The organism is Faecalimonas canis (assembly GCF_054601575.1).
This window is the reverse complement of the sequence record NZ_BAAHSI010000010.1, coordinates 50,865-72,481: the sequence shown is the minus strand read 5'-3', so window position 1 is coordinate 72,481 and position 21,617 is coordinate 50,865. Positions and strand designations below refer to the sequence as shown.

At 35.8% G+C, this 21,617-nt stretch carries 18 protein-coding genes; 4 read left to right on the top strand and 14 right to left on the bottom strand.

What is annotated here, in order from left to right:
- Window positions 1-440: 440 nt before the first annotated feature.
- From ACYPXO_RS03335 to nudC, 3 genes are all read right to left on the bottom strand, one after another.
- Window positions 441-2,693, bottom strand: coding sequence for a bifunctional metallophosphatase/5'-nucleotidase (locus ACYPXO_RS03335; RefSeq protein WP_459639264.1), 2,253 nt, complete (start codon window positions 2,691-2,693; stop codon window positions 441-443).
- A gap of 226 nt (window positions 2,694-2,919) precedes the next feature.
- On the bottom strand, window positions 2,920-3,774 hold the full coding sequence (locus ACYPXO_RS03330) for a YitT family protein (RefSeq protein WP_459639263.1): 855 nt from the start codon (window positions 3,772-3,774) through the stop codon (window positions 2,920-2,922).
- Window positions 3,775-3,892: 118 nt separating this feature from the next.
- Entirely contained in the window at window positions 3,893-4,732 is an 840-nt protein-coding gene (gene nudC / locus ACYPXO_RS03325) for an NAD(+) diphosphatase (protein ID WP_459639262.1), read from the bottom strand.
- A gap of 75 nt (window positions 4,733-4,807) precedes the next feature.
- Between nudC and ACYPXO_RS03320 the strand changes: the two genes are divergently transcribed.
- Window positions 4,808-5,743 (top strand): D-2-hydroxyacid dehydrogenase, encoded by a 936-nt coding sequence (locus ACYPXO_RS03320; protein WP_459639261.1) that lies wholly within the window; start codon window positions 4,808-4,810, stop codon window positions 5,741-5,743.
- 28 nt (window positions 5,744-5,771) lie between these two features.
- Here ACYPXO_RS03320 and lspA read toward each other — a convergent pair whose 3' ends face one another.
- The 7 genes from lspA to rluF form a co-directional block, all read right to left on the bottom strand.
- Entirely contained in the window at window positions 5,772-6,233 is a 462-nt protein-coding gene (gene lspA / locus ACYPXO_RS03315) for a signal peptidase II (protein WP_459639260.1), read from the bottom strand.
- Window positions 6,234-6,235: 2 nt separating this feature from the next.
- On the bottom strand, window positions 6,236-6,523 hold the full coding sequence (locus ACYPXO_RS03310; RefSeq protein WP_459639259.1) for a hypothetical protein: 288 nt from the start codon (window positions 6,521-6,523) through the stop codon (window positions 6,236-6,238).
- Window positions 6,524-6,541: 18 nt separating this feature from the next.
- Window positions 6,542-8,254 (bottom strand): S8 family peptidase, encoded by a 1,713-nt coding sequence (locus ACYPXO_RS03305; protein ID WP_459639258.1) that lies wholly within the window; start codon window positions 8,252-8,254, stop codon window positions 6,542-6,544.
- Window positions 8,255-8,355: 101 nt separating this feature from the next.
- On the bottom strand, window positions 8,356-9,636 hold the full coding sequence (locus ACYPXO_RS03300) for a cation:proton antiporter (protein ID WP_459639257.1): 1,281 nt from the start codon (window positions 9,634-9,636) through the stop codon (window positions 8,356-8,358).
- 133 nt (window positions 9,637-9,769) lie between these two features.
- The gene (clpX, locus tag ACYPXO_RS03295; RefSeq protein WP_459639256.1) at window positions 9,770-11,176 is read right to left on the bottom strand and encodes an ATP-dependent Clp protease ATP-binding subunit ClpX; all 1,407 of its coding nucleotides are present in this window, start codon (window positions 11,174-11,176) and stop codon (window positions 9,770-9,772) included.
- A 1-nt stretch (window position 11,177) separates the two neighbouring features.
- Window positions 11,178-13,139 carry an NAD-dependent DNA ligase LigA gene (gene ligA, locus ACYPXO_RS03290; RefSeq protein WP_459639255.1) on the bottom strand — a complete coding sequence of 654 codons (1,962 nt, stop codon included), beginning with the start codon at window positions 13,137-13,139 and terminating at the stop codon, window positions 11,178-11,180.
- A 9-nt stretch (window positions 13,140-13,148) separates the two neighbouring features.
- The gene (gene rluF / locus ACYPXO_RS03285) at window positions 13,149-13,886 is read right to left on the bottom strand and encodes a 23S rRNA pseudouridine(2604) synthase RluF (RefSeq protein ID WP_459639254.1); all 738 of its coding nucleotides are present in this window, start codon (window positions 13,884-13,886) and stop codon (window positions 13,149-13,151) included.
- A 112-nt stretch (window positions 13,887-13,998) separates the two neighbouring features.
- Here rluF and ACYPXO_RS03280 point away from each other — a divergent pair, with 112 nt between their 5' ends.
- The 3 genes from ACYPXO_RS03280 to ACYPXO_RS03270 are packed head-to-tail and all read left to right on the top strand — an operon-like array spanning window position 13,999 to window position 16,601.
- Window positions 13,999-15,309, top strand: a complete 1,311-nt coding sequence (locus ACYPXO_RS03280; RefSeq protein ID WP_459639253.1) for an MATE family efflux transporter — start codon at window positions 13,999-14,001, stop codon at window positions 15,307-15,309.
- A 2-nt stretch (window positions 15,310-15,311) separates the two neighbouring features.
- The gene (locus ACYPXO_RS03275; protein WP_459639252.1) at window positions 15,312-15,800 is read left to right on the top strand and encodes a DUF5721 family protein; all 489 of its coding nucleotides are present in this window, start codon (window positions 15,312-15,314) and stop codon (window positions 15,798-15,800) included.
- Between the two features lie 21 nt (window positions 15,801-15,821).
- Window positions 15,822-16,601 carry an N-acetylmuramoyl-L-alanine amidase family protein gene (locus tag ACYPXO_RS03270; RefSeq protein ID WP_459639251.1) on the top strand — a complete coding sequence of 260 codons (780 nt, stop codon included), beginning with the start codon at window positions 15,822-15,824 and terminating at the stop codon, window positions 16,599-16,601.
- 36 nt (window positions 16,602-16,637) lie between these two features.
- Here the strand turns inward: ACYPXO_RS03270 and ACYPXO_RS03265 are convergent, their stop codons facing one another.
- The 4 genes from ACYPXO_RS03265 to htpG form a co-directional block, all read right to left on the bottom strand.
- Complete coding sequence (locus ACYPXO_RS03265; protein ID WP_459639250.1) at window positions 16,638-17,870, bottom strand: zinc-ribbon domain-containing protein; 1,233 nt, start codon at window positions 17,868-17,870, stop codon at window positions 16,638-16,640.
- Between the two features lie 12 nt (window positions 17,871-17,882).
- A complete protein-coding gene (locus ACYPXO_RS03260) occupies window positions 17,883-18,437 on the bottom strand; it encodes a YARHG domain-containing protein (RefSeq protein WP_459639249.1) in 555 nt (184 codons plus the stop codon).
- 27 nt (window positions 18,438-18,464) lie between these two features.
- Window positions 18,465-19,316 carry a hypothetical protein gene (locus tag ACYPXO_RS03255; protein ID WP_459639248.1) on the bottom strand — a complete coding sequence of 284 codons (852 nt, stop codon included), beginning with the start codon at window positions 19,314-19,316 and terminating at the stop codon, window positions 18,465-18,467.
- 187 nt (window positions 19,317-19,503) lie between these two features.
- Window positions 19,504-21,525 carry a molecular chaperone HtpG gene (htpG, locus tag ACYPXO_RS03250; protein ID WP_459639247.1) on the bottom strand — a complete coding sequence of 674 codons (2,022 nt, stop codon included), beginning with the start codon at window positions 21,523-21,525 and terminating at the stop codon, window positions 19,504-19,506.
- Window positions 21,526-21,617: the final 92 nt, after the last annotated feature.

Below are 21,617 nucleotides of genomic sequence, written 5' to 3'. Positions count from 1 at the left end.
CCTGAGCCAGTATCAAACTCTCGTTAAAAGTGGTTTCCCGTTCAAGAAGCACTACTAGCAATTCTATCCCTTTTACTGTTTGGTTCGTCAGATCTCTCTGATTCGTTCTGTTTATTTCTCTTAGAAATTTTCAGGTTCGTTGTCTATTGTTTAATTATCAATGTTCTGTTTTTCTTTCGCTCTCTTGCGACAGCCATATTAGAATATCATATCCGTTCTTCTTTGTCAACAACTTTTTTCATTTTTTTGAAATTTGTTTTTGACTTGTCTGCCCGTTTCTCGAGTGCTTGTCTATAATATCATCCCCTCCTGCATATGTCAACATCTTTTTTCATTTTTTTAATTCTTTTTAGCATATGACATAAACAAAAATCTCTTATCATTCACACAAAAAGGAAGAGTCCTATCTGACCCTTCCTTTTATCGCACCTTACTGCATATTAATTTTTCTTCTTATATTTTAACGCCACTAAACTTCCCGTTGCAATTGTCATCATTATTAGCCAAATCATCACTTGTGCTGTGTCAACTGTCTTTGGATTTGATGTTACATTTCCACTGCTTTCCGGTTTGATAATATTTTGCAACTTGTCGATTTCTTCTAAATTCTTTTGAACCTGCTCCACTTTCATCTTTAATAGTTTCAGTTCTTCTTCTGTATAATTTCCTTTATATAGTTTTTCTGCCATCTCTAAATCTTTTTTCGCATTTTCAAGTAATTTTTTATCCGCAACTTTTACATTATCCACATTGATTCGGTCTGCTTTATTGATATTTTCAGTTTCTAAGGCTGATTTTGCCAGAGCAACCCTTTCTGAAAGCACTTTAATATGTCCCGCAATCTTATTTACTCTACTTTTCTGTTCTTCAGTTATATTAGGATTTGCCATTAATTCTTTTCCTTTTGCGTTTAACTGTTGAAGTTTTTCCATATCTGAAGATTTTATTGTTTCTATTTTATATAATTGCACCTCTTTTTCTAACCGTGCAACCTCTTCAACAAGATATGTTCCAACCGGCTGTTCTATTGCCCTTACTTTTGTATCTAACTCCAGTTTCAATCCCTGCACATCTCTTCTGTCACGCAATGCCTGAATTGCACTCAAATTATCTACCGGCGCATCATCAGTAGGAACAAGAGGTTTTAAATCTTTAAATACAGAGCCATCTAAAGTTGCACAATATTCATTTACACAAACCGGATATTTCTTCTCTGTATCATAAACAGAAATTTCTTCTCCACTGTCCGTTATCATAGAAGTTACTTTTATTTTACCGTCTGCTTTTTCATAAGTAACTGTAATTCCTGAAAACTGGTCGCCAAAATTAGAACTTTCTTTTGTTCCCAACAAGGCATTTTCTAATTGTTGTGCCATTTGCTTTCCTGTTATTTCATAAGTATAAATTCTATTTCCAAACGGTGTGATTGTATAAATATCCGCTACTGTAACCTCTCTTGTTGCCATTCCTTCTTCCAGCAAAATATCTGTACGAATTCCGCCACTGTTCGTAAATGCTGCAACCGTATTTTGCTCTTTTGTTGCATCCAGCATCAATCCTGCCAGCCAGTTTCCTGCTATGGAAGTTGTTGTTCCTTCCTGAATAGGCGATTTTGTAATATTTTTGTCTACTGTACAGAGAACTTCATACATTTCGTCTTTCACTTCATCCCATGCTGCCTGACTGATTTTTGTGATTTCTTTATCCAAATGTGGATTATTTCCGTTCTGATAATACAAGTTTTGTACGTTTTCTTTCGCTGTCGTATCCACATAACTTGGCTCTACTACTTCTACATCATTATTTTCAGGATTAATCTTTACTTCCGCCGATGCATAACCATATGCTTTGGAATTTCCTTGAATATAATCAATTCCATTTTCTGCCGTTCCTACATTTTTCTTATGGGAATGTCCTCCCAAAACCAAATCCACCACTTCCGGATTCATCGCTTTCGCAATCGGTTCAGGTTCACCGTGCGCCAAAACCATAACAATATCTGCTTTTGTTTTTTCTTTTACTTCTTTTGTTTTCTCGCTAAGTTTATTTAAATCTGCATCTATTTTATATGGTGCTATTTGAGAAGCCTTTATATCATTCGTATAGTCTTCTACATATCCGACAATTGCTATATCGTAATCACCTTTTTTTACTACGGTATAATCCTGTGTAAATGGAACTCTCTGTCCGTTTTGCTTATAATAAATATTACCTGCCAGCACAGGAATATTAGGATCTCCCTTGTAACTTCCTATTTCATAAGGTGCTATCGTCCCTTGCTCATCTGCTGCATATTTTTGAACATCCCAGTCAAATTCATGATTTCCGAGAGCAACTGCATCATATTGCATTTTATCATAAGCCGCACGCATCGGCGCTCCAAAAGTTAAGTTAGAATGCGGTGTACTCTGATAAATATCTCCGCCGTCCAGTAAAAGTACCCCTTCATATTCTTTATTTTTCCTTGCATCATTAACAATTTTTGCAATATATGCAAGTCTGTATTGAAAAGTTTCTTCCTCATATGTTGAAACATCTGTAATATATCCGTGAACATCTGTTGTTTCAAATACTTTAATCGTGTCCCAGTTTGCATATGGGTCATTATTTTCCGCCTGCACCTGAGGAACATTAACGAGCAGCATCGCCATAACCATCAAAAATGATAATAATGTTTTCTGTTTTCTTTTCATTATTTTTTCCTTTCTTTTTTCATGCATTTAGCCAGTTACACCTGCACACATAATATTTCTCCCTCTATAACCACCTTTCTTTTCTTATTTGTGTGTTTTATTTATCCTTACCGCTCTCTTTTTCTGTATTATACTATGTTTTTACAAAAAATGTAAACATAATTCTTATTCAAAAAAGGAACACCAAAATCCTCTTATCTTAGAGAATTTTGGTGTTCTTCTATCATTAATGAGGTTTAAATCCTTCTCCTCGCACTTCATTTGATTCCATTGTTATTAAAAAGGCATTTTCATCTACCTCTTTGACCGCTTTTTGTACCATATGCATTTCCTTATTACTACAAGCACACATTACAACTAATTTTTCTTCGCCCGAATAACTTCCTACACCACGCAAAAATGTTGAACCTCTCTGTGTAAGTTCATCAATCCGTTTCGCAACCTCATGTCCGTGGTCTGTAACAACTAACGTCATTTTTCCTGCATCAATACCATACATAACCTTATCTACAACAACAGAAAGAATGTATGTCAAAATCAATCCGTAAATAATACTGTCCACATCTCCAAAAAGAAGTCCTCCGAGTCCGACAATAATCACATCTGTAAGGAATGTGATTTTTCCGATAGATAAGTGCGGTCTTAACGCACGAACTGACATGATAATAAAATCCGCTCCCCCTGTAGATGTATTTCTCATATAAATCATAGCGTAACCTAATCCCGAAAATACTCCTACACATATAGCCGAAAGCATCCTATCCCCCGAATATACCGGAAGCATCGGCGCTACATAGTCCATAAGAGGCCATGCAATAATCATTGTTTTAAGGGAACGAAGAAGAAATCCTCTTCCTAGTAATTTGTAACACATAATAACAATCGGAATATTTAATATAATTGTCATTGTACCGATTGGTAAGCCGAATAAATGATAAAAAATCATAGCAATTCCTGAAATTCCTGCAACAGGAAATCCTGAATTAGCCGCAAAATTATATACTCCAATAGCAATCAAAAGATTTCCTACAATATCTACCAAAATATCAATCGCAAACTCTTTTACTTTGTTTTTTTCCATACTCTCTTCCTCTCTTATTTTTGTTTATTTTATCCCTAAACCGAAAAAAGAGCAAAGCAAATTATAATAGTATAATTCGCAATCGCTCTTTTTCAATTATAGTATATTCTTCCTTGAATTAAATGTCAATATTTTTCTCTTCCTTGAAATGTAAAATCATCTCATTTGTAAGGCTTATATTTCTTTCCGTTATCGGAATATTTTCACGCTCAAACCATTCCGCTAAAGCCAATTCTTCTCTATCCAAAGTAATTTTATCTTCTCCATCCAAATCCGCAAAAAATCCCAACAAAAGAGTATCCGTAAAAGACCACGGCTGACTTTTATAAAATCGAATATTTTTCACCTTCAGACCTACTTCTTCCATAACTTCCCGTCTGACTGTTTCCTCAATTGTTTCTCCTATTTCTGCATACCCTGCAATCAGAGCATATTTTTTATATTCTCTATCCGCATATTTTGACAGCAAAATCCTGTTCCCATATGTCACTCCAACGATAACCGCAGGAGAAATTTTCGGATATTCCATTTGTCCGCAATTTTCACATTTCAGCATTCTTTCCTTATTATCTTTAACCATCTTCTTTCCACATCTTCCACAAAATCTGTGCGATTGATACCAGCGGTGCAACTGATATCCGGTAATTCCTGCAAAAGCGAGGTATTGCGGTTTCAGTTTGCGAAACATCTCCGTATCTTTCCAGCAATACCCTTCAATTTCTCCGCTTAAATTTTCCGCCAGATAAAAAGAGCAATTGTCAATCGAAAAAAGATATGTACATTTCGTCGCAAAATCAGACTCATATTTTTCCATTTCTTCAATAGTAGGAAAAACAATCTCCATGCAATCTTTCAACAACACTTCCCTCCCCCGATATATGCAGACAAAACTTTCTTTTTGGGGTTCTTTCGGTGTGTATTCATTCCTATAAATATGTGGATGTATATCTTGTATCATTTTATCATCTCCAGTAGACTTTTTTTATTTTTAACGATAAAATCATTTTATAACAAATCAGAAAGGATTGAAAGAATGAAAATAGTATTTTTAGATGCAAAAACAATCGGAGATGACATTGACCTTTCCGGTTTCGAAAAATTAGGTGAAGTTATTCGATATGATTTTTCCTCACCTGAGGAAATTCCCTCCAGAGTTAAAGATGCAGACGTAATTATTTTAAACAAAGTTGTCATTAATCAATCAACAATCTCTACTGCCAAACAATTAAAACTTGTCTGTGTTACTGCAACAGGTACAGATAATTTGGACAAAGAATATCTCGCTGAAAATAATATTGCATGGCGCAATGTTGCCGGCTATTCAACCAACTCTGTAGCGCAGCATACATTTGCCATATTATTTTATCTATTGGAAAAATTAAATTACTATGATAGTTATGTAAAAGACGGACGTTATGTCAACGACAAAATTTTCACTCATTTTGAAGAAAAATTTTCTGAAATAGAGGGAAAAACGTGGGGAATTATCGGTCTTGGAAATATCGGACGCCGCGTTGCTCAAATAGCAGAATGTTTCGGTGCAAAAGTAATTTATTATTCCCCTTCAGGAAGTCCTGCTCAGGAAGGATATATACAAGTAGATTTCGATACCATCCTTTCACAATCAGATATTCTCTCCGTTCACGCACCTCTCACAGAAAAAACACGCAATCTAATGAACAAGACTGCATTTTCTAAGATGAAACCTTCGTCTATTTTTCTAAATCTCGGACGAGGAGCAATCGTTGTGGAAGAAGATTTAACATATGCTCTTGAAAATCATCTCATTACCGCTGCCGGATTGGATGTTCTCTGTACAGAACCGATAGAAGAAGGAAATCCTTTGCTGACAATAAAAGACAGCCGAAAACTTTTTATCACTCCACACATTGCTTGGGCAAGCGTAGAAGCCCGAACAAGATTGATGAATATTATTTTGGAACAGATTAAAGAATTTTTCCAACAATAACAGTCTGAGGAGATGCATATGCATCTCCTCACTTATTTTTTAAACAGGATAAAACAAATCCGATCGTTCCGACAAAAATAGAAAAATCTCCTATATTAAATGTAATATTTGTAAACTTTTTCCACTTTGTCTGAAATCCGATATAATCCACAACATATTTCCTTTTCATTCTGTCATATAAATTACTTATCGCACCGGCAATCAGAAGACTTAAACTAATTTTTTCCAACCCATTTTTATTTCTTCCAAACAGACAAAGCGTATAAACACCTACCATACAAGTGAGAAAAAACGATAACCATCTCACCACTTTAGGATGTTTATCCCCAAAATTTAATGCCATTCCTTCGTTATGCACATGGCGAAAAATAATTCTTTCTTTGCAAACAGGAATTTCTTCCCCTCGTTTTATCTTCTTTTCCACCTGTTTTTTCATCCACAAATCAGAAAGTGCAACTCCAATAATTATCGAAAAGCAAAATACTATCATAATTAGTCCTCACCGATACATTCTATTTCGGCTTCACATGATTGTATTTCATCTTCTCTTTCGGAAATATTTTCACACAAATCGAAAAATTCCCCCTCCTGTACCTCACCGTTTTTGTAACGCTCATAAACCATACGTCCCAAATCTCTGAAATCTCTTCTATTATTTCTTTCTAGAGTGCGGATTTTTCCTTTAATCTTTTGCACTTCCACAACTTCCCCTGCTTTTTTCCCCACTGTTTCCGCAGTTTCACTAATTCTATCCACAATATCTTCAAACAAATCTTTCATCCCTATGTTTCTCCCTTCTTAAAATGACCTTAACTCATCAAATGTTTTATATAAATCCAGTGTTCCATATCCCCAAACTCTATTCGGATATTCTTCTGTATCCATACGATTTGTTCCCAAAACCAACAAATTTTTAATCTGTACGGTATCTACATTTCTTCTGCCCAACTGGTAATAAAGCCACTCCATAAGCAACGCTGAAGCTCCTGCCGTAATTGCTGTTGAAATACTTGAACCGCTTCTTTCTACAAACTGATTTCTTCCCGTCGCCCCCGTCACATTTATTCCGGGAGCTGCAAAATCCGGTTTCAGACTTCCATTTCTAGTATACCCTCTTCCCGAATCAATGGCAATACTATTATTACTTCCATTATAGTTTGCCGCTGTCATTGCTGTCCACACGCATCCCGGCTCTGTAATTGTCCAATCCGGATTTGACCGCAAAAAGTATACCTCCCCACTTAAAAATTCTTTTACCGGAAGCCACATATGGAAAATACCGTCTGCAACCTGTATTGCTTCCACCTCCACTTTCCAAATTCCTTCTACCGCATTTTCAAATCGAATGAACGCTAATTCTGAATTTGTTCTCTCTACAAGCAGCCTGTAATCTACATACACAGTTGTTCTTTCAAAAACAAAACTATGCACGGATGTACTTTCGCTTTGTTTCACCGTTGGAAACGGGATTCTTTCCCCCGCTGGCGAAGTGATCGTTATCATGAAAATATTCGGTATGTCCGTCCACATCTCCAAGGTAAATCCGGCCCCTGTTCTCTCCACACGAATTTCAACAGAATCCTTTCCTCTCTCTCCCTCCAACCTGCCATAATAATGATGGCGCTGGTTTGCCTCATTACCACCGCCCAATACAACTGCCATATTATGTACATTCGAATAATAAGAAAGAAGATTTCCAAGAGGTGATGTTCCATTATGATCTCCCAAATTTGTCCCAAGCGGTATACAGAAAATAAGAGGTAATTGTTCTTTTTCCGCTATCAACTCCAAATATCTCATTCCGAGCATAATATCATTTTCCTGATAGCATTTTGCCTCCTCATTTATAAAATAAAATTGTTTCAAATATTTTTTTGCTTCCTTTAATTTCACAATTCCTAATATTGCTCGCGGTGCTGCTCCCAAAAAATCTTCTTCTACATTTTCTCCACCTGCTGCTACACTTGCCACAAATGTGCCATGTCCATCCGTATCTGTTGTCGGAACAATCTCTTTTGCATTATCGCTTTGCAATGCTTCGTTAATTTCTTCCCTGATATATTCACTTCCATATAAAAACCCTTCCGGCTCTCTTCCCGTCTGAATAGTCTGATCCCAAATTCCCGCAATTCTTGTCGTACCATCCGCATTTTTAAAAAGAGGATTTTCATAATCGATTCCCGTGTCAATAATCCCAATCATTACCCCTTCGCCTCTCAATTGTAATGTGGGGTAATTTTGTACCTGGGAAATTCCCGCCTGATTTAGCGTTTCCGAATCTAACAATGTATAACATTTCGGAATACTCCCATAAGTAAATCTCTCCAATGTCATCGGATCTCCAAAAATCTTATTCACATAAACCGAACGATAATAAAATCCAATTTCTTGCTCACACAATCTGGTCTTTGAAGTCTGCTCCAGAAAATACGGATTTTCTCTTTCGTAAATAAAATCTCTAAAATCTTCCGATAAAATTTGCTCTTTGCATAAAGTTGAATCTTCCAACATATTTTCCTTTTATTTTTAATATATGAAAGTGTGAAAATTTCGTGAAAGGGGACGTAGTATTTTTTAATTTTACTACGTCCCCTTTCACGAATTATTCACATTTATTTCCAAATTTCTTTTTCTTCACGCATTCCACGAACACTGTCATCATATTCCGCAAACTTGTTGCTTCCTGCATAATCTGACGGTTGTGCATCTGCCGGTGCTGATTTGAATACGACTTTCAATAAAATCGGTGTAATAATTGTTGTAATAACAACAACAATAATAACCGGTCCTAAGAAATTAGACCCCAAAAGTCCTAACGCTTCACCTTTACTTGCCACAATTAACGCTACCTCACCACGAGAAATCATTCCGACCCCGATTCGCTTGCACTGATAATTTTCATATCCACAAAATTTTGCTCCCAAACCACAACCAACAATTTTAGTTAAAATAGCTATGATACATAGCACTACTGAGAACACAACAACGGCAACTGACATTTTCGGCAATACAACTTTTAAACCGATGCTGGCAAAGAAGATTGGCGACAACAACATATAAGATAATGTATCAAACTTTGATGCCACAAAAGCTGAACGGGATGTATTTGAAATAATCAACCCTGCAATAAACGCACCTGTAATATCCGCAACTCCAAACACTACTTCTGCAATAAACGCCATCAACAAGCAGAATACGAAAGCAATGATTGCGTGTCTTCTAAGCGGTTTGTGTGATGTTTCACTCCATTTTTTAAACAGTTTGTAAAACAAAACACCGATAATGCCCGCAAAGATGAAAAATCCTACAATTTTTAATAATACAACCGCAATACTTACAGAAGAATCTGCCATACTTGTTACAACTGTAAGGGCTACAATACCTAAAATATCATCAATAATAGCTGCACCTAGAATAGCATTTCCCGAACGTGTTTTTAATTTTCCAAGTTCTTTTAATGTTTCTACCGTAATACTTACGGATGTTGCCGTCAAAATAATGCCAATGAAAACATTCTGTAAAAAGATACTGCAACCTGCATCTGATGAAATCAACTCTGGCTTATTAAAGAAATACGCAATTGCAAATCCACCAATCAACGGAACAATAACACCACAAAGCGCAATTACAAACGACGCTTTCCCGCTCTCTTTTAATTCCTTAATATCTGTTTCCATACCTGCACAGAACATCAAAACGATAACACCGATTTCTGCGATTTCATGGATAAAACTAGTTTCTGTTAATATGCCAAGCATTGCCGGTCCCAATACAAGCCCCGCTAATAACGCTCCTACTACCTGTGGCATTTGTACTCTTCTCGTTGCAAGTCCGAGTACTTTTGTACTTAAAAGAATAATTGCAACGTCTAACAAATAACGATACTCTTCCATGTCTACATCTCCTTATCTTTTCTCTTCTCTTAAAAACCTTATTCAGATTACACCCCTTGGAGATGTTTTGCAACCGTCATTTTTTACAATATTTTTATCTTTTTTTATTTGTTTTTATAACTTTTCATTTTCTTTATGACTTTTGCTCAATAGCAGCCTGTCCTCGAAGAGTAATGATCGGTCCTCCCGTCCCCTCTATGTACGCCTTGGTAATTGTTACCTGACCGATATTATCATCTTTTGGAATTTCATACATAATATCAAGCATAAACTCTTCGATAATTGCACGCAACGCTCTCGCACCTGTATCTTTTTTCATCGCTCTTTCAGCAATTGCTCCCAATGCTTCCTCATCAAATTCCAGTTTCACTTCATCTAATGCAAGCAATTTCTGATACTGTTTTAAAATCGCGTTTTTCGGCTCTTTTAAAATTCTTACCAATTTGTCTTTGTCTAATCCCTGTAAAGTGAAAATAACAGGAAGACGACCAATAAATTCAGGAATCATACCAAAATTTCTAAGGTCTTCTACTTCCACTTTTTCCAAAAGATTCTTATCATTATTGTATTTATCTTTTAAATCTGCCATAAATCCAACAGATGCCTGCTTGTTCAAACGTTCTTTAATAATTTCCTCCAAATCAGGAAATGCCCCACCACAAATAAACAGAATATTTTTAGTATTGACGGTTGTCAGTGGAACCATTGCATTTTTGCTATTTGCTCCCACAGGAACCTCCACATCGCTTCCTTCTAACAATTTTAACATTCCCTGCTGTACGGATTCACCGCTTACATCTCTTTGATTTGTATTTTTCTTCTTGGCAATCTTGTCAATTTCATCAATGAAAATAATACCCTGCTCTGCTTTTTCCACATCATTGTCTGCTGCCGCCAACAATTTAGAAACAACACTTTCAATATCGTCACCGATATATCCCGCTTCTGTCAGAGAAGTAGCATCCGTAATCGCTAAAGGCACATCTAAAAGCCGTGCCAATGTTTTTACAAGATATGTTTTTCCACATCCTGTAGGTCCAATCATCAGCATATTTGATTTTTCAATTTCAATATCATCCATTGTATTTGTGGCAACTCTCTTGTAATGATTGTAGACAGCAACTGCCATGGCCTTTTTCGCGTGTTCCTGTCCTACAATATATTCATCCAAACTTGCTTTAATTTTATGAGGTGCCGGAATATTTTTTATATCTAATGCCGGTTTTGATTCTTCTTTTGGCTTTTTCTTCTTTACTTTCTGCTGCTTTGGAATCATGCTTTCCAAATCTTCCACATTCATCACCTGTATTCCGGGTATATTCATTAATTTACTATAATCAATCTGCCCATTGTTCATCGCATCAAAACTCTTCTGCATACAGTCCGAACATACATGAATGTGATTTGGTAATTCAATCATTTTCCCTGCTATACTTTCAGGGCGTCTGCACATAAAACAGAATTTTTCATATTCATCTTCTTGTTTATCATTTGTTTCCTGTAATTCAGTATCTTTTATATTGTTTTCGTTCTCTAACATATTATCCCTCTCTTAACATTTCCAAAAATTCTTCTTCCGAAATAATCGGTATTCCCAATTCCCTCGCCTTTTTATTTTTTGAAGAAGTTGATGTTGTATCATTATTGATTAAATAATTCGTCTTAGAAGTAACACTCCCTGTCACTTTTCCACCTTTACTCTCAATCATTTCCTTCACCGCATTACGATTTGCAAAATGATTCACGCTTCCGGTAATGACAAACTGGATTCCTTCGAGAATCTGTCCGCTTTCCTCTGCATTTTCCTCAGGAATAGTAACCTCTCGAAGAAGATTTTCAAATTCTCTTCTGTGTTTTTTTACAGAGAAGTATTCTACAAATGTTCCTGCAATCACTTCGCCCACGCCGTCAATTTGATTTAATCTCTCCGGTGTGGCATTCATAATCTCTTCTATATTATTATTAAATTCTTTACATATCATCTTTGCATTTGCCAAACCAATATTAGCAATGCCAAGACTGTAAATCATTTTCGGCAAAGTTGTCATTCTCGCTTTTTCTACACTCGCTTGCAATTTATTATAAGACTTTTCCCCAAATCCTTCCATCGATTTTATTTCTTCTTCGTAACGGTCTAAATGGAAAACATCCGCATACTCTTTGATAAAGCCTTCCAAAATAAATTTTTCTAAAGTCGCCTCCGACATTCCGTCAATATTTAACGCATCTCTGCTGGCAAAAAGTGCAAAAGATTTTATTCGTTTCGCTTGACATTCAGGATTTGTACAATAAAGTGCTTTTGCATTATTTACTTTTTTGATTTCTGTTTTCTCCCTACACACCGGACATATTTCAGGAATATCTTTCACTCCGCTTCTTGTCAGATTTTCAGCAATCTGCGGAATAATCATATTCGCTTTATATACCTGTATCGTATCGCCGATGCCAAGTTCCAATTCTTCCATAATACTGATATTGTGGACACTTGCACGACTTACAGTCGTTCCCTCCAATTCCACCGAATCAAATATAGCCACCGGATTAATCAATCCTGTTCTTGACGGACTCCACTCAATCTCACGAAGAGTTGTTTCTCGAATTTCATCCGCCCACTTAAATGCAAATGAATCTCTCGGAAATTTCGCCGTCATTCCAAGCGACTGACCATACGCAATATCATCATACACTAAAACAAGCCCATCTGACGGGAAGTCATTATCTTCTATCTTATGTGCAAATGCCTCTACTTTCTCTTCAATATCAGCACTTGTCACCTCCTCATGTTCCACCACATCAAATCCCTGTTCCGAAAGCCAGCGCATCTGTTCATTTCTTGAATTTTTGAAGTCAACACCATCTGCTTTCACGAGAGAAAATGCAAAAAACTTTACATTTCTCTTTGCAGTAATTTCGTTATTTAATTGTCGCACCGAGCCGCTACATAAATTTCGCGGATTTTTATACCTTGCATCAATATCTTCAATTTCTTCATTAATTCTCTCAAAATCTTTATAGCCGATAACAGCTTCTCCACGAAGCACCAACTCACCTTTATAAGAAATATGAAGCGGAATATTTTTAAATACTTTTGCATTATTTGTTATAACTTCTCCCACTTCCCCGTTGCCTCGTGTTACCGCTTTCTGAAGTTCGCCGTCACGGTATGTTAAAACAATTGTCAACCCATCTAATTTCCATGAAATAATCGCTTTCTGATTTCCTAAAAAATCTTTCAAACCACTGATTTCTTTCGTTTTGTCTAACGACAGCATCGGCTTCTCGTGCCGTTCTTTCGGCAATTCACTTAAAACTTCATATCCTACATTAACCGTCGGACTATTGGATAAGGTAACATTTAGTTCTCGCTCCAACTCAACTAACTCGTCATATAATTTATCATATTGAAAATTGCTCATAATTTCTGTCGCACTCTGATAATAGGCTTTTCCCGCCTCATTCAAAAGTGTAATCAGTTCCTGCATACGTTTTTTCTTGTCTGTCATTCTTTACTCCTATTTCTGTTCTATAACGGTTTCATTTGATGAATCTTTAATCAACTCATAAAGTTCCCTTGTCTCATCATCCGTCACTTTTCTATACTCTCCTGATTTTAGATTTCCCAATTCGATATTCATTACACGCACTCTCTCCAGTTTTGTCACCTTGTAACCAAAATATTCACACATTCTGCGAATCTGTCTGTTTAATCCTTGCGTCAGTGTAATGTTAAATTTATATTTTCCGATGGCTTTTACTTCACACGGTCTTGTCACCGTATCTAAAATTGGAACTCCCTGCCCCATTTTCTCAATAAATTCCCGTGTAACCGGTTTATTTACCGTCACTTTGTATTCTTTTTCATGTCGGTTTCCTGACCGCATCATTTTATTGATTATATCTCCGTTGTTCGTCATAAGCAAAAGTCCTTCTGAATCTTTATCCAAACGTCCGATATATGTTACCCTTGTCGGATAGTTCAGGAAACGAATGATATTGTTCTTCTCTTTCTTTTCCTCCGTGCAGACAATTCCCACCGGTTTATTTACCGCTAAAAGTACCATTTGATTTCCCTTGCTGATAACTTTCTTTCCAACTTTCACTTCCTGCTCTTTAGAAATTTTCATTCCTGTTTCCGCACGTCTTCCATCTACAAAGACTTTACCTGCCTCTATCAGTCTGTCCGCTTCTCTTCTTGAACAGACACCGGCTTCACTTAAAAATTTATTTAAACGAATTAATTCTTCTTTCATTTTCATTCTCCCCGCTATTTAAACGCATAGGTTTATGATACTGTTTTACTTTCAAAAAGTCAATGTTTCTGCTATAATATAACCCATAGTAAATCTCAAAAAGGAGCAGATTATGAATATCAAATCTTTTACAGAAGAACCTGTTTCCAAAATCTTTTTTCGTTACCTTTTTCCTTCAATATGCGGAACAATGGTAACGTCTATTTATGTGTTGGCAGATACAATCATTATTGGAAAAGGAATAGGCGCCGACGCAATGGCTGCCTTAAATATTGTATTGCCTCTATTTAACATTTTCTTCGGAACAGGATTATTATTCGGCGTGGGCGGTTCTGTATTAATGTCTATTGCCCGTGGAAAAGGCGATAACAAAACCGGTGATAAATACTTTACCACTGCTGTACTGTTAAATGCCGTTACAAGCATTCTTTATATGATACTTTTTCTTATTTTTATGGAAGATATCGCACGTTTCCTCGGCGCGACAAAAGTTACTTTGCCATATATCATGGATTATGCGCCTTATGTTATCTGGGGACTTGGATTTTTCTCCTTCTCTACATTTTTGCAGACTTTTGTCCGAAATGACGGTGCACCTAAACTTTCCATGCTTGCCGTTGTAACCGGCGGTATTTCAAATGTATTTTTGGATATTCTCTTTGTCTATACTCTTGATATGAAAATGGCAGGTGCTTCCATTGCAAGTGTTATCGGAACAACCATTACAACCTGTATTTTACTGTTCCATTTCTTTTCAAAGAAAAACGGATTACATTTTACATTAAAAGGACTTTCATTTTCCTTTGTAAAACAGATTTTTCAAAATGGATTTACCAGTTTTATTTTGGAAATGTCCTCCGGACTTGTTATGTTTTTCTTCAATATACAGATTTTAAAATATATTGGCGATGTAGGAGTAACTATGTATGGCGTCATCGCAAATACTGCTATCGTTGTCACCTGTTTATGTAACGGAATTAATCAGGCCTCGCAGCCTATTATTTCTATTAATCATGGTGCGGGACAACATGAACGTATTCACGTTGTAAAAAAACTGGGACTGAGAACCGCTTTTCTTATCTGTTCTGTCCCTGCAATACTCGGATTAATCGTTCCAAATATGTTTACAAATATTTTCTTAAATCCTAATGCGGAAATACTGGCACTTTCCCCTACGGCAATCCGTATTTACTTTACGGGATTTTTTGTTATTGGGATTAATATGTTTATTGTAGGATATTTTCAGTCCACGGTAAAACCACAGATTTCCCTTTTTCTCTGCCTTATGAAAAGTTGTGTGCTGAGTATAGTATTTGTCTATATTCTACCTCTCTTCCTCGGCATAACAGGAATATGGGCCGCTGTACCTTTAGCTGAATTTATCACACTAGGACTTGGTATCTATTTTCTTAAACGGAGGTAACTATGATTTTATTATCCATTCCTGAAGTGAGGGAGTTTATGTCAAAACTTCTTCTCTCTGAAACATTTGATTCTTTCCTTTTTATCGAAGGAGAAATCGTTACTTTTAATACATTTTCAATGAATGGACGGCTGCAAAAAGATTTTTTTGATAAAGACATGACTCCCGACCGCGCCTATTCTTTATGGAAAGATTTAAGGGAATATTGTTTTTCCCTTATTCGTGGAAAGCGTACTCCTCTTCGTTTTAAATTTGTGTTCGGATTATCTGAACCTAACATCGAAAAACTTTTAAAACAGCAAGGATTGTCTTTTACCACGAATGATGTGCAAGGACTATATTTGAATATTTCTTATGATGGCACTTCTCTTAAATGTGTCACGGGAACTTCTATGAACCTTTTTACAATGGACAAGTCTTTAGAGGAGGCTTGGGATAAAATGGTGCAGAAATTTTTTGTACAAAAAGAAATTATGTTTGAGGTAATATAAAAATAATCGGAGGATATACGAATGAAAAAAGCGAAAAAATTTCTTATATTAATTGCCTGTAGTCTGTTTTTAGCAGGCTGCGCATCTTCTTTAACTGCATCTAGCATCAGTTCCATACAGCAAAAGCCTATTACTCCTAAAATCACATTACCCGAAATCAATCTTGTAAAACCAAAGCAACATACTATTGTAATTGATGCCGGACACCAGCTGAAAGGAAATGCAGAGCGTGAGCCAATTGGACCCGGTGCATCTGAAATGAAACCAAAAGTTGCCAGCGGTACGTCCGGAGTATCGACAAAAGTACCTGAATATCAACTCACTTTAGATATTTCTCTTCTATTAAAGCAGGAGTTATCAAAACGTGGCTATCAGGTTATCATGATTCGAGAACAAAATAACGTCAATATCAGTAATGCTGAAAGAGCCGAAATTGCCAACCGCTCCGAAGCCGATATTTTTATTCGCATACACGCAAACGGAGATAGCAATCAATCTGTATCAGGGGCTCTCACCATGGCTCCTTCCAAAAATAATCGATATGTAAAGGAGATTGCTGACTCTTCTCGCAGACTTTCCGAATCCGTCATTACTTCTTACTGCAATGCAACCGGTTTTAAAAATAGAGGCGTACTTACAAGTGATACAATGAGTGGAATTAACTGGTGCAAAATTCCCGTTACCATTATCGAACTGGGATTTATGACAAATCCGTCAGAGGATAAAGCCATGCAAAACCCAGATACGCAAAATTTTATGGTTTCAGGAATTGCCGATGGTATTGATGCCTATTTCAATTAATTCTTCTCATAAAAAAAGGACACTATGTGTCCTTTTTTAATAAAGAATATCATAATATGAAATTGGAAGATTTTGTAATTTCCATCCACCTTCTTCTTTGACATAAGTCACTGTTTCATCACATTCTTTTTCTTCAGTTTCAGACTGTTCCGACCAAAATCTTTTAAAGGTCGCTTTAATTTTCATTGAAACATCAAACGTTACTTTGTTTCCGTAATAGTTGTTCGATGTCAGTCTTATATCAGATATATCAAAAGCCTGAACTACTACTCCCTCTGTGTCCATAAGTTGATAAAGGTCTTCATACGAAGATTTAATAAAAGAACGTTTCATTGCCTCTTCCGAAAACAATTCTCTCATTTTACTAAAATCTTCCTTGGCAACTGCCGAAGTCAAAATCTTCTCCAAATCCGTTCCAAGTTGTTCCGCTAATTTTTCTTTCTCTTCTTCCGTTGGAACAAGTTTAATGCTCTCGCCGAATGTACCGGAATCTATCATTACAATATCCCTGTACGATTCCATTCCTTTTTCTGACACTTCCAGTTGATATTGTCCTTGAAACAAACTGGAAACTGTCACTTCTTTCATTCCTTCCTTTTCAGAACGTTTACTCTCTTCAATTTCTTTACCGTTTAATTTTACTGTCGCATTTTCAGGAACAGTTACGCTCCATTCATCTACTACTTCATCTTCAGGAACTACACTCCATTCATTCCAGAATAAAAACTTTTTATCCCTTTTTATAAGAGAAACTGTTTCATATTCTTCATTTCCGCTTCCTGTTTCCCGATATGCTATTCCATATGTAACCGTATCCGAATCTTTTGGATTTCCACTTAGTTTTGCTTCTACTGATTGATATTTGATCAAAGTATCATCCTGTGAATGAGCATTCACATACATTTGCTTACTTAACATATCCTCTTTTTCAAAAGAATAATAATCATATACCTTACTCCACTCACAGTTGGCTTTCGCTTTCCAATACTCCAGTGCTGTTGTTTCTGCTGAATATTTCTTATCCAATGAGAAGTAAATACCGACTACCAGCGCTATCATAACTGCCACTTCTGCAACTAAAAACAAACTCTTTTTAGAAACTTTTGGTTTTTGCACCGACATTTCTACCGTTTTATCAAACTGCTCTTCCGCCTCTTTTATGACCGCTGCACTGTCAACCTCTTCTCTATATTCTGCTAAGGAAGTACCACACTCCCCACAAAATAAATCTGTATCATTACATTTCGCTCCACAATTTGGACAAAACATCTCTTCACCCCCCTAAGACCATCCTTTTGCATCTGAATACGCCTGCAATTTTTCTACATTTTTCTTCTCCGTTTCCGAAAAACCTGCACTGACTTTATTCATATCTGACTCTTTTGTCATATTCTTGTACCAATCAAACTGATTAAAATGATTTGTATATTCTTCCGATGTAAACTGATAACCGTGTCGAGCATAAATTTCATTAATTGCAAGTCTGAGCGTCTGTTTATCTTGTACTTTCTCATTAATCATCTCATCTGTAAGCAACGTTTTATCACTGTCAGGAAATACCAGTTCCGACTGCGGTTCAGTAACATTTTTATCTGCCGGACTATCTGCAACAGTAATTTTCTTTCCGTCAAATGCAATCTTCTTATTTGATTTATACTCTTTTGTTTCATCTATTTCCTCATATCTTGAAGCATTCGGTTTAAAATCTGTATTCCACTTTGCTTTAACCGTTTTTCCTTCACTTCCCGTAATGAAAAATGTAGCCACAAGTGCAACAATGAGTAATGCATCAATTACACCAAATAAAATAGCAATTATTTTTTTCTTTCCTCCCATAACGACAACTCCTCTTTCTAAAGCACTTTAAAAATTCAATAAACCGTCCATTGCTGTTCCTAAAATACTTGTTAAAACTTCTTTTGCAAACAGATAAACTACGAGGTAAGTAATAACTGCCATAATTACTTTAGCAACAAAATATGCGTAAACTTTACGATCTTCGCTTGCCTGCACAAGTACTCGGTAACTTCCAAATTCAACTATCGGGAATATAATTGATGCAAATCCAAAAAGAATAAGCCCAAAACTTGCCGATAACAAACTTACAACTCCCACTACAATCCAAACAATAGTTTCAAATAATGCTCTTGTTCCTACTACAGAAAACATTGCACTCTGCTCCGTCACGCCATTTAATACTCCTGAAAAAACTTTCAACATCAGCACTTCAAGACAATCCACTCCTAAAGTTAAAAGAATAGCCATAATGATGATAGTTGCTTTTGGAATTTCCACAAATCCACCCAATGTTGAATCTATTTTCACCAACATAACAATCGTAAAAATAAGAACAATCGCTACCTTAATTGCTATAAATTCAATTCCCGGCACACTTGATTTACCATCTGCAATTTTCTTTGTTTCTGTAACCGGGTGTTTTAAAAGGGGAATGATCTTAGCAAATACATTCTTCGTTTCATTCACCACAATCGTACTTTTCTGACTAATCCACTCCGCTTCCTTTGTCTTCTCACTCGTCTGATTTACCGTCTTCTGTCCTCCGTCCCAACTTTCCGTCTGGGATTCTGTTGTCTGCGGTTCAGCCCCACCTGATACCGTTTTCTGAGGTTCTGAATAATTGTTATTCTCCTGCTGACAAGTACAAACTTCTCCTTCTTCTAACTTTCTGCCACATTTCGTACAAAATTTTGCCATACTATTTCCTCCTCACATTTTTATTATTTATTAATTATATTGTTTTTGTCGATTAATGTCAATTTTTACCAGTTAATTTTTATATTTTCAGCAATTTTAACCATTATATTGTTAAAGGCAACACAAAAGGCGTTGAAACAATTCACACGAATTTATTTCAACGCCTTTAAATATTCAACTTATTCTATTATTTTGCTAACAGCATCATAATTTCATTACTTCTGTTAATAAATGCTGTCATCTCTTCAGGATTTAACGGCTTATTACTAAGCATTGCCAAATCATACAACTGCTGACAGAACATTGGAGTATGTTCGCCGTCTTTATTTTCCAACACATACTGTACTAATGGGTGGTTTGCATTTAACACAAGTGTTACGTCTGTTCCGAACATAGATGGATCCATTCCGTACATATTGTACATTCTCATCATTTCCTGCATACGTCTGGATTCTTCTGATAATGTAACCATTGCCGCTACATTTTCATGTTTCAGTTTCTCCACTTTTACTTCCAATTTATCATTGGATAATGCTTTTCTAAACACTTCTGTCAATGTTTCTTTCTTTTCTTCCAATACTTTTGCATCTTCTTCTGAAACATCTTCTTTAAGTCCTTCTGTTAAATCCGCATCAATACGCTGGAATTTCACGTTCTGATTTCTCTGTTCCAACTGTGAGATAAATGCAGAATCAATATTGTGCGTAAGAAATACTGCATCCATTCCTTCTTTTTTAAACATATTGATATACTGGCTCTGCTGCTGCTCGTCAGTTACATAATAAATAGTTGTTTTTTCTTTTTCTTCACTATTTTCTTCTGTTTTTTCTTCCTCTGGAACAAGATCTTTCAAAGTCATATATTTGTAGTCTAAATTCTTAAACAGAATATAATCGCTCATTTTATCACAGAATTTTTCGTCTTTTAAACATCCGAATTTGATAAACGGACTAATGTCATCCCAATATTTCTCATAAGATTCTCTGTCTGTTTTACACATTCCTGATAACTTATCAGCCACTTTTTTGGAAATATAGTCTGCAATTTTATTTACAAATCCGTCATTCTGCAATGCACTTCTTGATACATTTAACGGTAAATCAGGACAATCAATTACACCCTTTAATAACATAAGAAATTCAGGAATGACTTCTTTAATATTATCTGCAATAAACACCTGATTATTGTAAAGTTTAATTGTACCTTCTATAGATTCATATTCTGTATTAATTTTAGGGAAATATAAAATTCCTTTTAAATTAAACGGATAGTCCATGTTTAAGTGAATCCAGAATAATGGTTCTTTATAATCCATGAATACTTTTCTATAGAAATCAATATATTCTTCTTTTGTACATTCATTTGGGTGTTTACTCCAAAGCGGTGTTGTATCGCTCAAAGATACCGGACGCTTATTGATTTTCACTTTGTCAACAGCAGGAGAAACTTCTACCATTTCTTTTTCGCCATTTTCATTTTCTTTTTCTTCCATTTTGGCATCTTCATGAATATGTTCAACAACTACGTCGTCTTCTCGAAGTTCGGATTCTAAAATTGTTTCATATTCCTGCTCTGCATTCTCTCTTGATAAGAAAATTTCAACCGGCATAAAGGAGCAATATTTTTCAATTACTTCTCTTACACGGTATTCGTTGGAAAATGCTACACTATCCTCATTTAAGAAAAGAGTAATCTCTGTTCCTACCGTATTTTTTGTTCCCTCTTCCATATCATATTCTGTTCCGCCGTCACAAGTCCAATGTACAGGTGTTGCACCTTCTTTGTAAGAAAGAGTATCAATATGCACTTCGTTCGCAACCATAAATGCAGAATAAAATCCCAAACCGAAGTGTCCTATCATATCATCTTCTGTTGTTTTGTCTTTATATTTTTCAAGAAATTCTGTTGCACCTGAAAAAGCAATTTGTGTAATATACTCTTCCACTTCATCTGCTGTCATACCAATACCGGTATCGATAAATTTCAATGTTTTTTCTTCCGGATTTACAACAACTTCTATTTTTGCTTTATAATCTTCCGGAATAGCATATTCTCCCATCATATCCAATTTTTTCAGTTTTGTGATTGCATCACAACCATTTGAAATTAATTCACGAACAAAAATATCGTGGTCTGAATACATCCATTTTTTAATAATCGGAAAAATATTTTCACTGTTAATAGAAAGATTTCCGTGTTTTGCTCCCATTTATAACAACTCCTTTTTCTTTTATTGCCTAACAGATATATTAATACCCTTATTTTTAAATGTCAATAGAAAATTAGCACTCATTCAAAATG

Bases quoted from the DNA above. Each gene is read 5' to 3' on its own strand.
- ACYPXO_RS03310 (WP_459639259.1), bottom strand. From the start codon at position 6,523: ATGAAAGATTTGTTTGAAGATATTGTGGATAGAATTAGTGAAACTGCG.
- ligA (WP_459639255.1), bottom strand. From the start codon at position 13,139: ATGACAGACAAGAAAAAACGTATGCAGGAACTGATTACACTTTTGAAT.
- rluF (WP_459639254.1), bottom strand. From the start codon at position 13,886: ATGAAAGAAGAATTAATTCGTTTAAATAAATTTTTAAGTGAAGCCGGT.
- ACYPXO_RS03275 (WP_459639252.1), top strand. From the start codon at position 15,312: ATGATTTTATTATCCATTCCTGAAGTGAGGGAGTTTATGTCAAAACTT.
- nudC (WP_459639262.1), bottom strand. From the start codon at position 4,732: ATGATACAAGATATACATCCACATATTTATAGGAATGAATACACACCG.
- ACYPXO_RS03265 (WP_459639250.1), bottom strand. From the start codon at position 17,870: ATGTTTTGTCCAAATTGTGGAGCGAAATGTAATGATACAGATTTATTT.
- ACYPXO_RS03320 (WP_459639261.1), top strand. From the start codon at position 4,808: ATGAAAATAGTATTTTTAGATGCAAAAACAATCGGAGATGACATTGAC.
- ACYPXO_RS03335 (WP_459639264.1), bottom strand. From the start codon at position 2,693: ATGAAAAGAAAACAGAAAACATTATTATCATTTTTGATGGTTATGGCG.
- ACYPXO_RS03330 (WP_459639263.1), bottom strand. From the start codon at position 3,774: ATGGAAAAAAACAAAGTAAAAGAGTTTGCGATTGATATTTTGGTAGAT.
- ACYPXO_RS03270 (WP_459639251.1), top strand. From the start codon at position 15,822: ATGAAAAAAGCGAAAAAATTTCTTATATTAATTGCCTGTAGTCTGTTT.
- ACYPXO_RS03260 (WP_459639249.1), bottom strand. From the start codon at position 18,437: ATGGGAGGAAAGAAAAAAATAATTGCTATTTTATTTGGTGTAATTGAT.
- ACYPXO_RS03305 (WP_459639258.1), bottom strand. From the start codon at position 8,254: ATGTTGGAAGATTCAACTTTATGCAAAGAGCAAATTTTATCGGAAGAT.
- clpX (WP_459639256.1), bottom strand. From the start codon at position 11,176: ATGTTAGAGAACGAAAACAATATAAAAGATACTGAATTACAGGAAACA.
- ACYPXO_RS03255 (WP_459639248.1), bottom strand. From the start codon at position 19,316: ATGGCAAAATTTTGTACGAAATGTGGCAGAAAGTTAGAAGAAGGAGAA.
- ACYPXO_RS03300 (WP_459639257.1), bottom strand. From the start codon at position 9,636: ATGGAAGAGTATCGTTATTTGTTAGACGTTGCAATTATTCTTTTAAGT.
- htpG (WP_459639247.1), bottom strand. From the start codon at position 21,525: ATGGGAGCAAAACACGGAAATCTTTCTATTAACAGTGAAAATATTTTT.
- ACYPXO_RS03280 (WP_459639253.1), top strand. From the start codon at position 13,999: ATGAATATCAAATCTTTTACAGAAGAACCTGTTTCCAAAATCTTTTTT.
- lspA (WP_459639260.1), bottom strand. From the start codon at position 6,233: ATGATAGTATTTTGCTTTTCGATAATTATTGGAGTTGCACTTTCTGAT.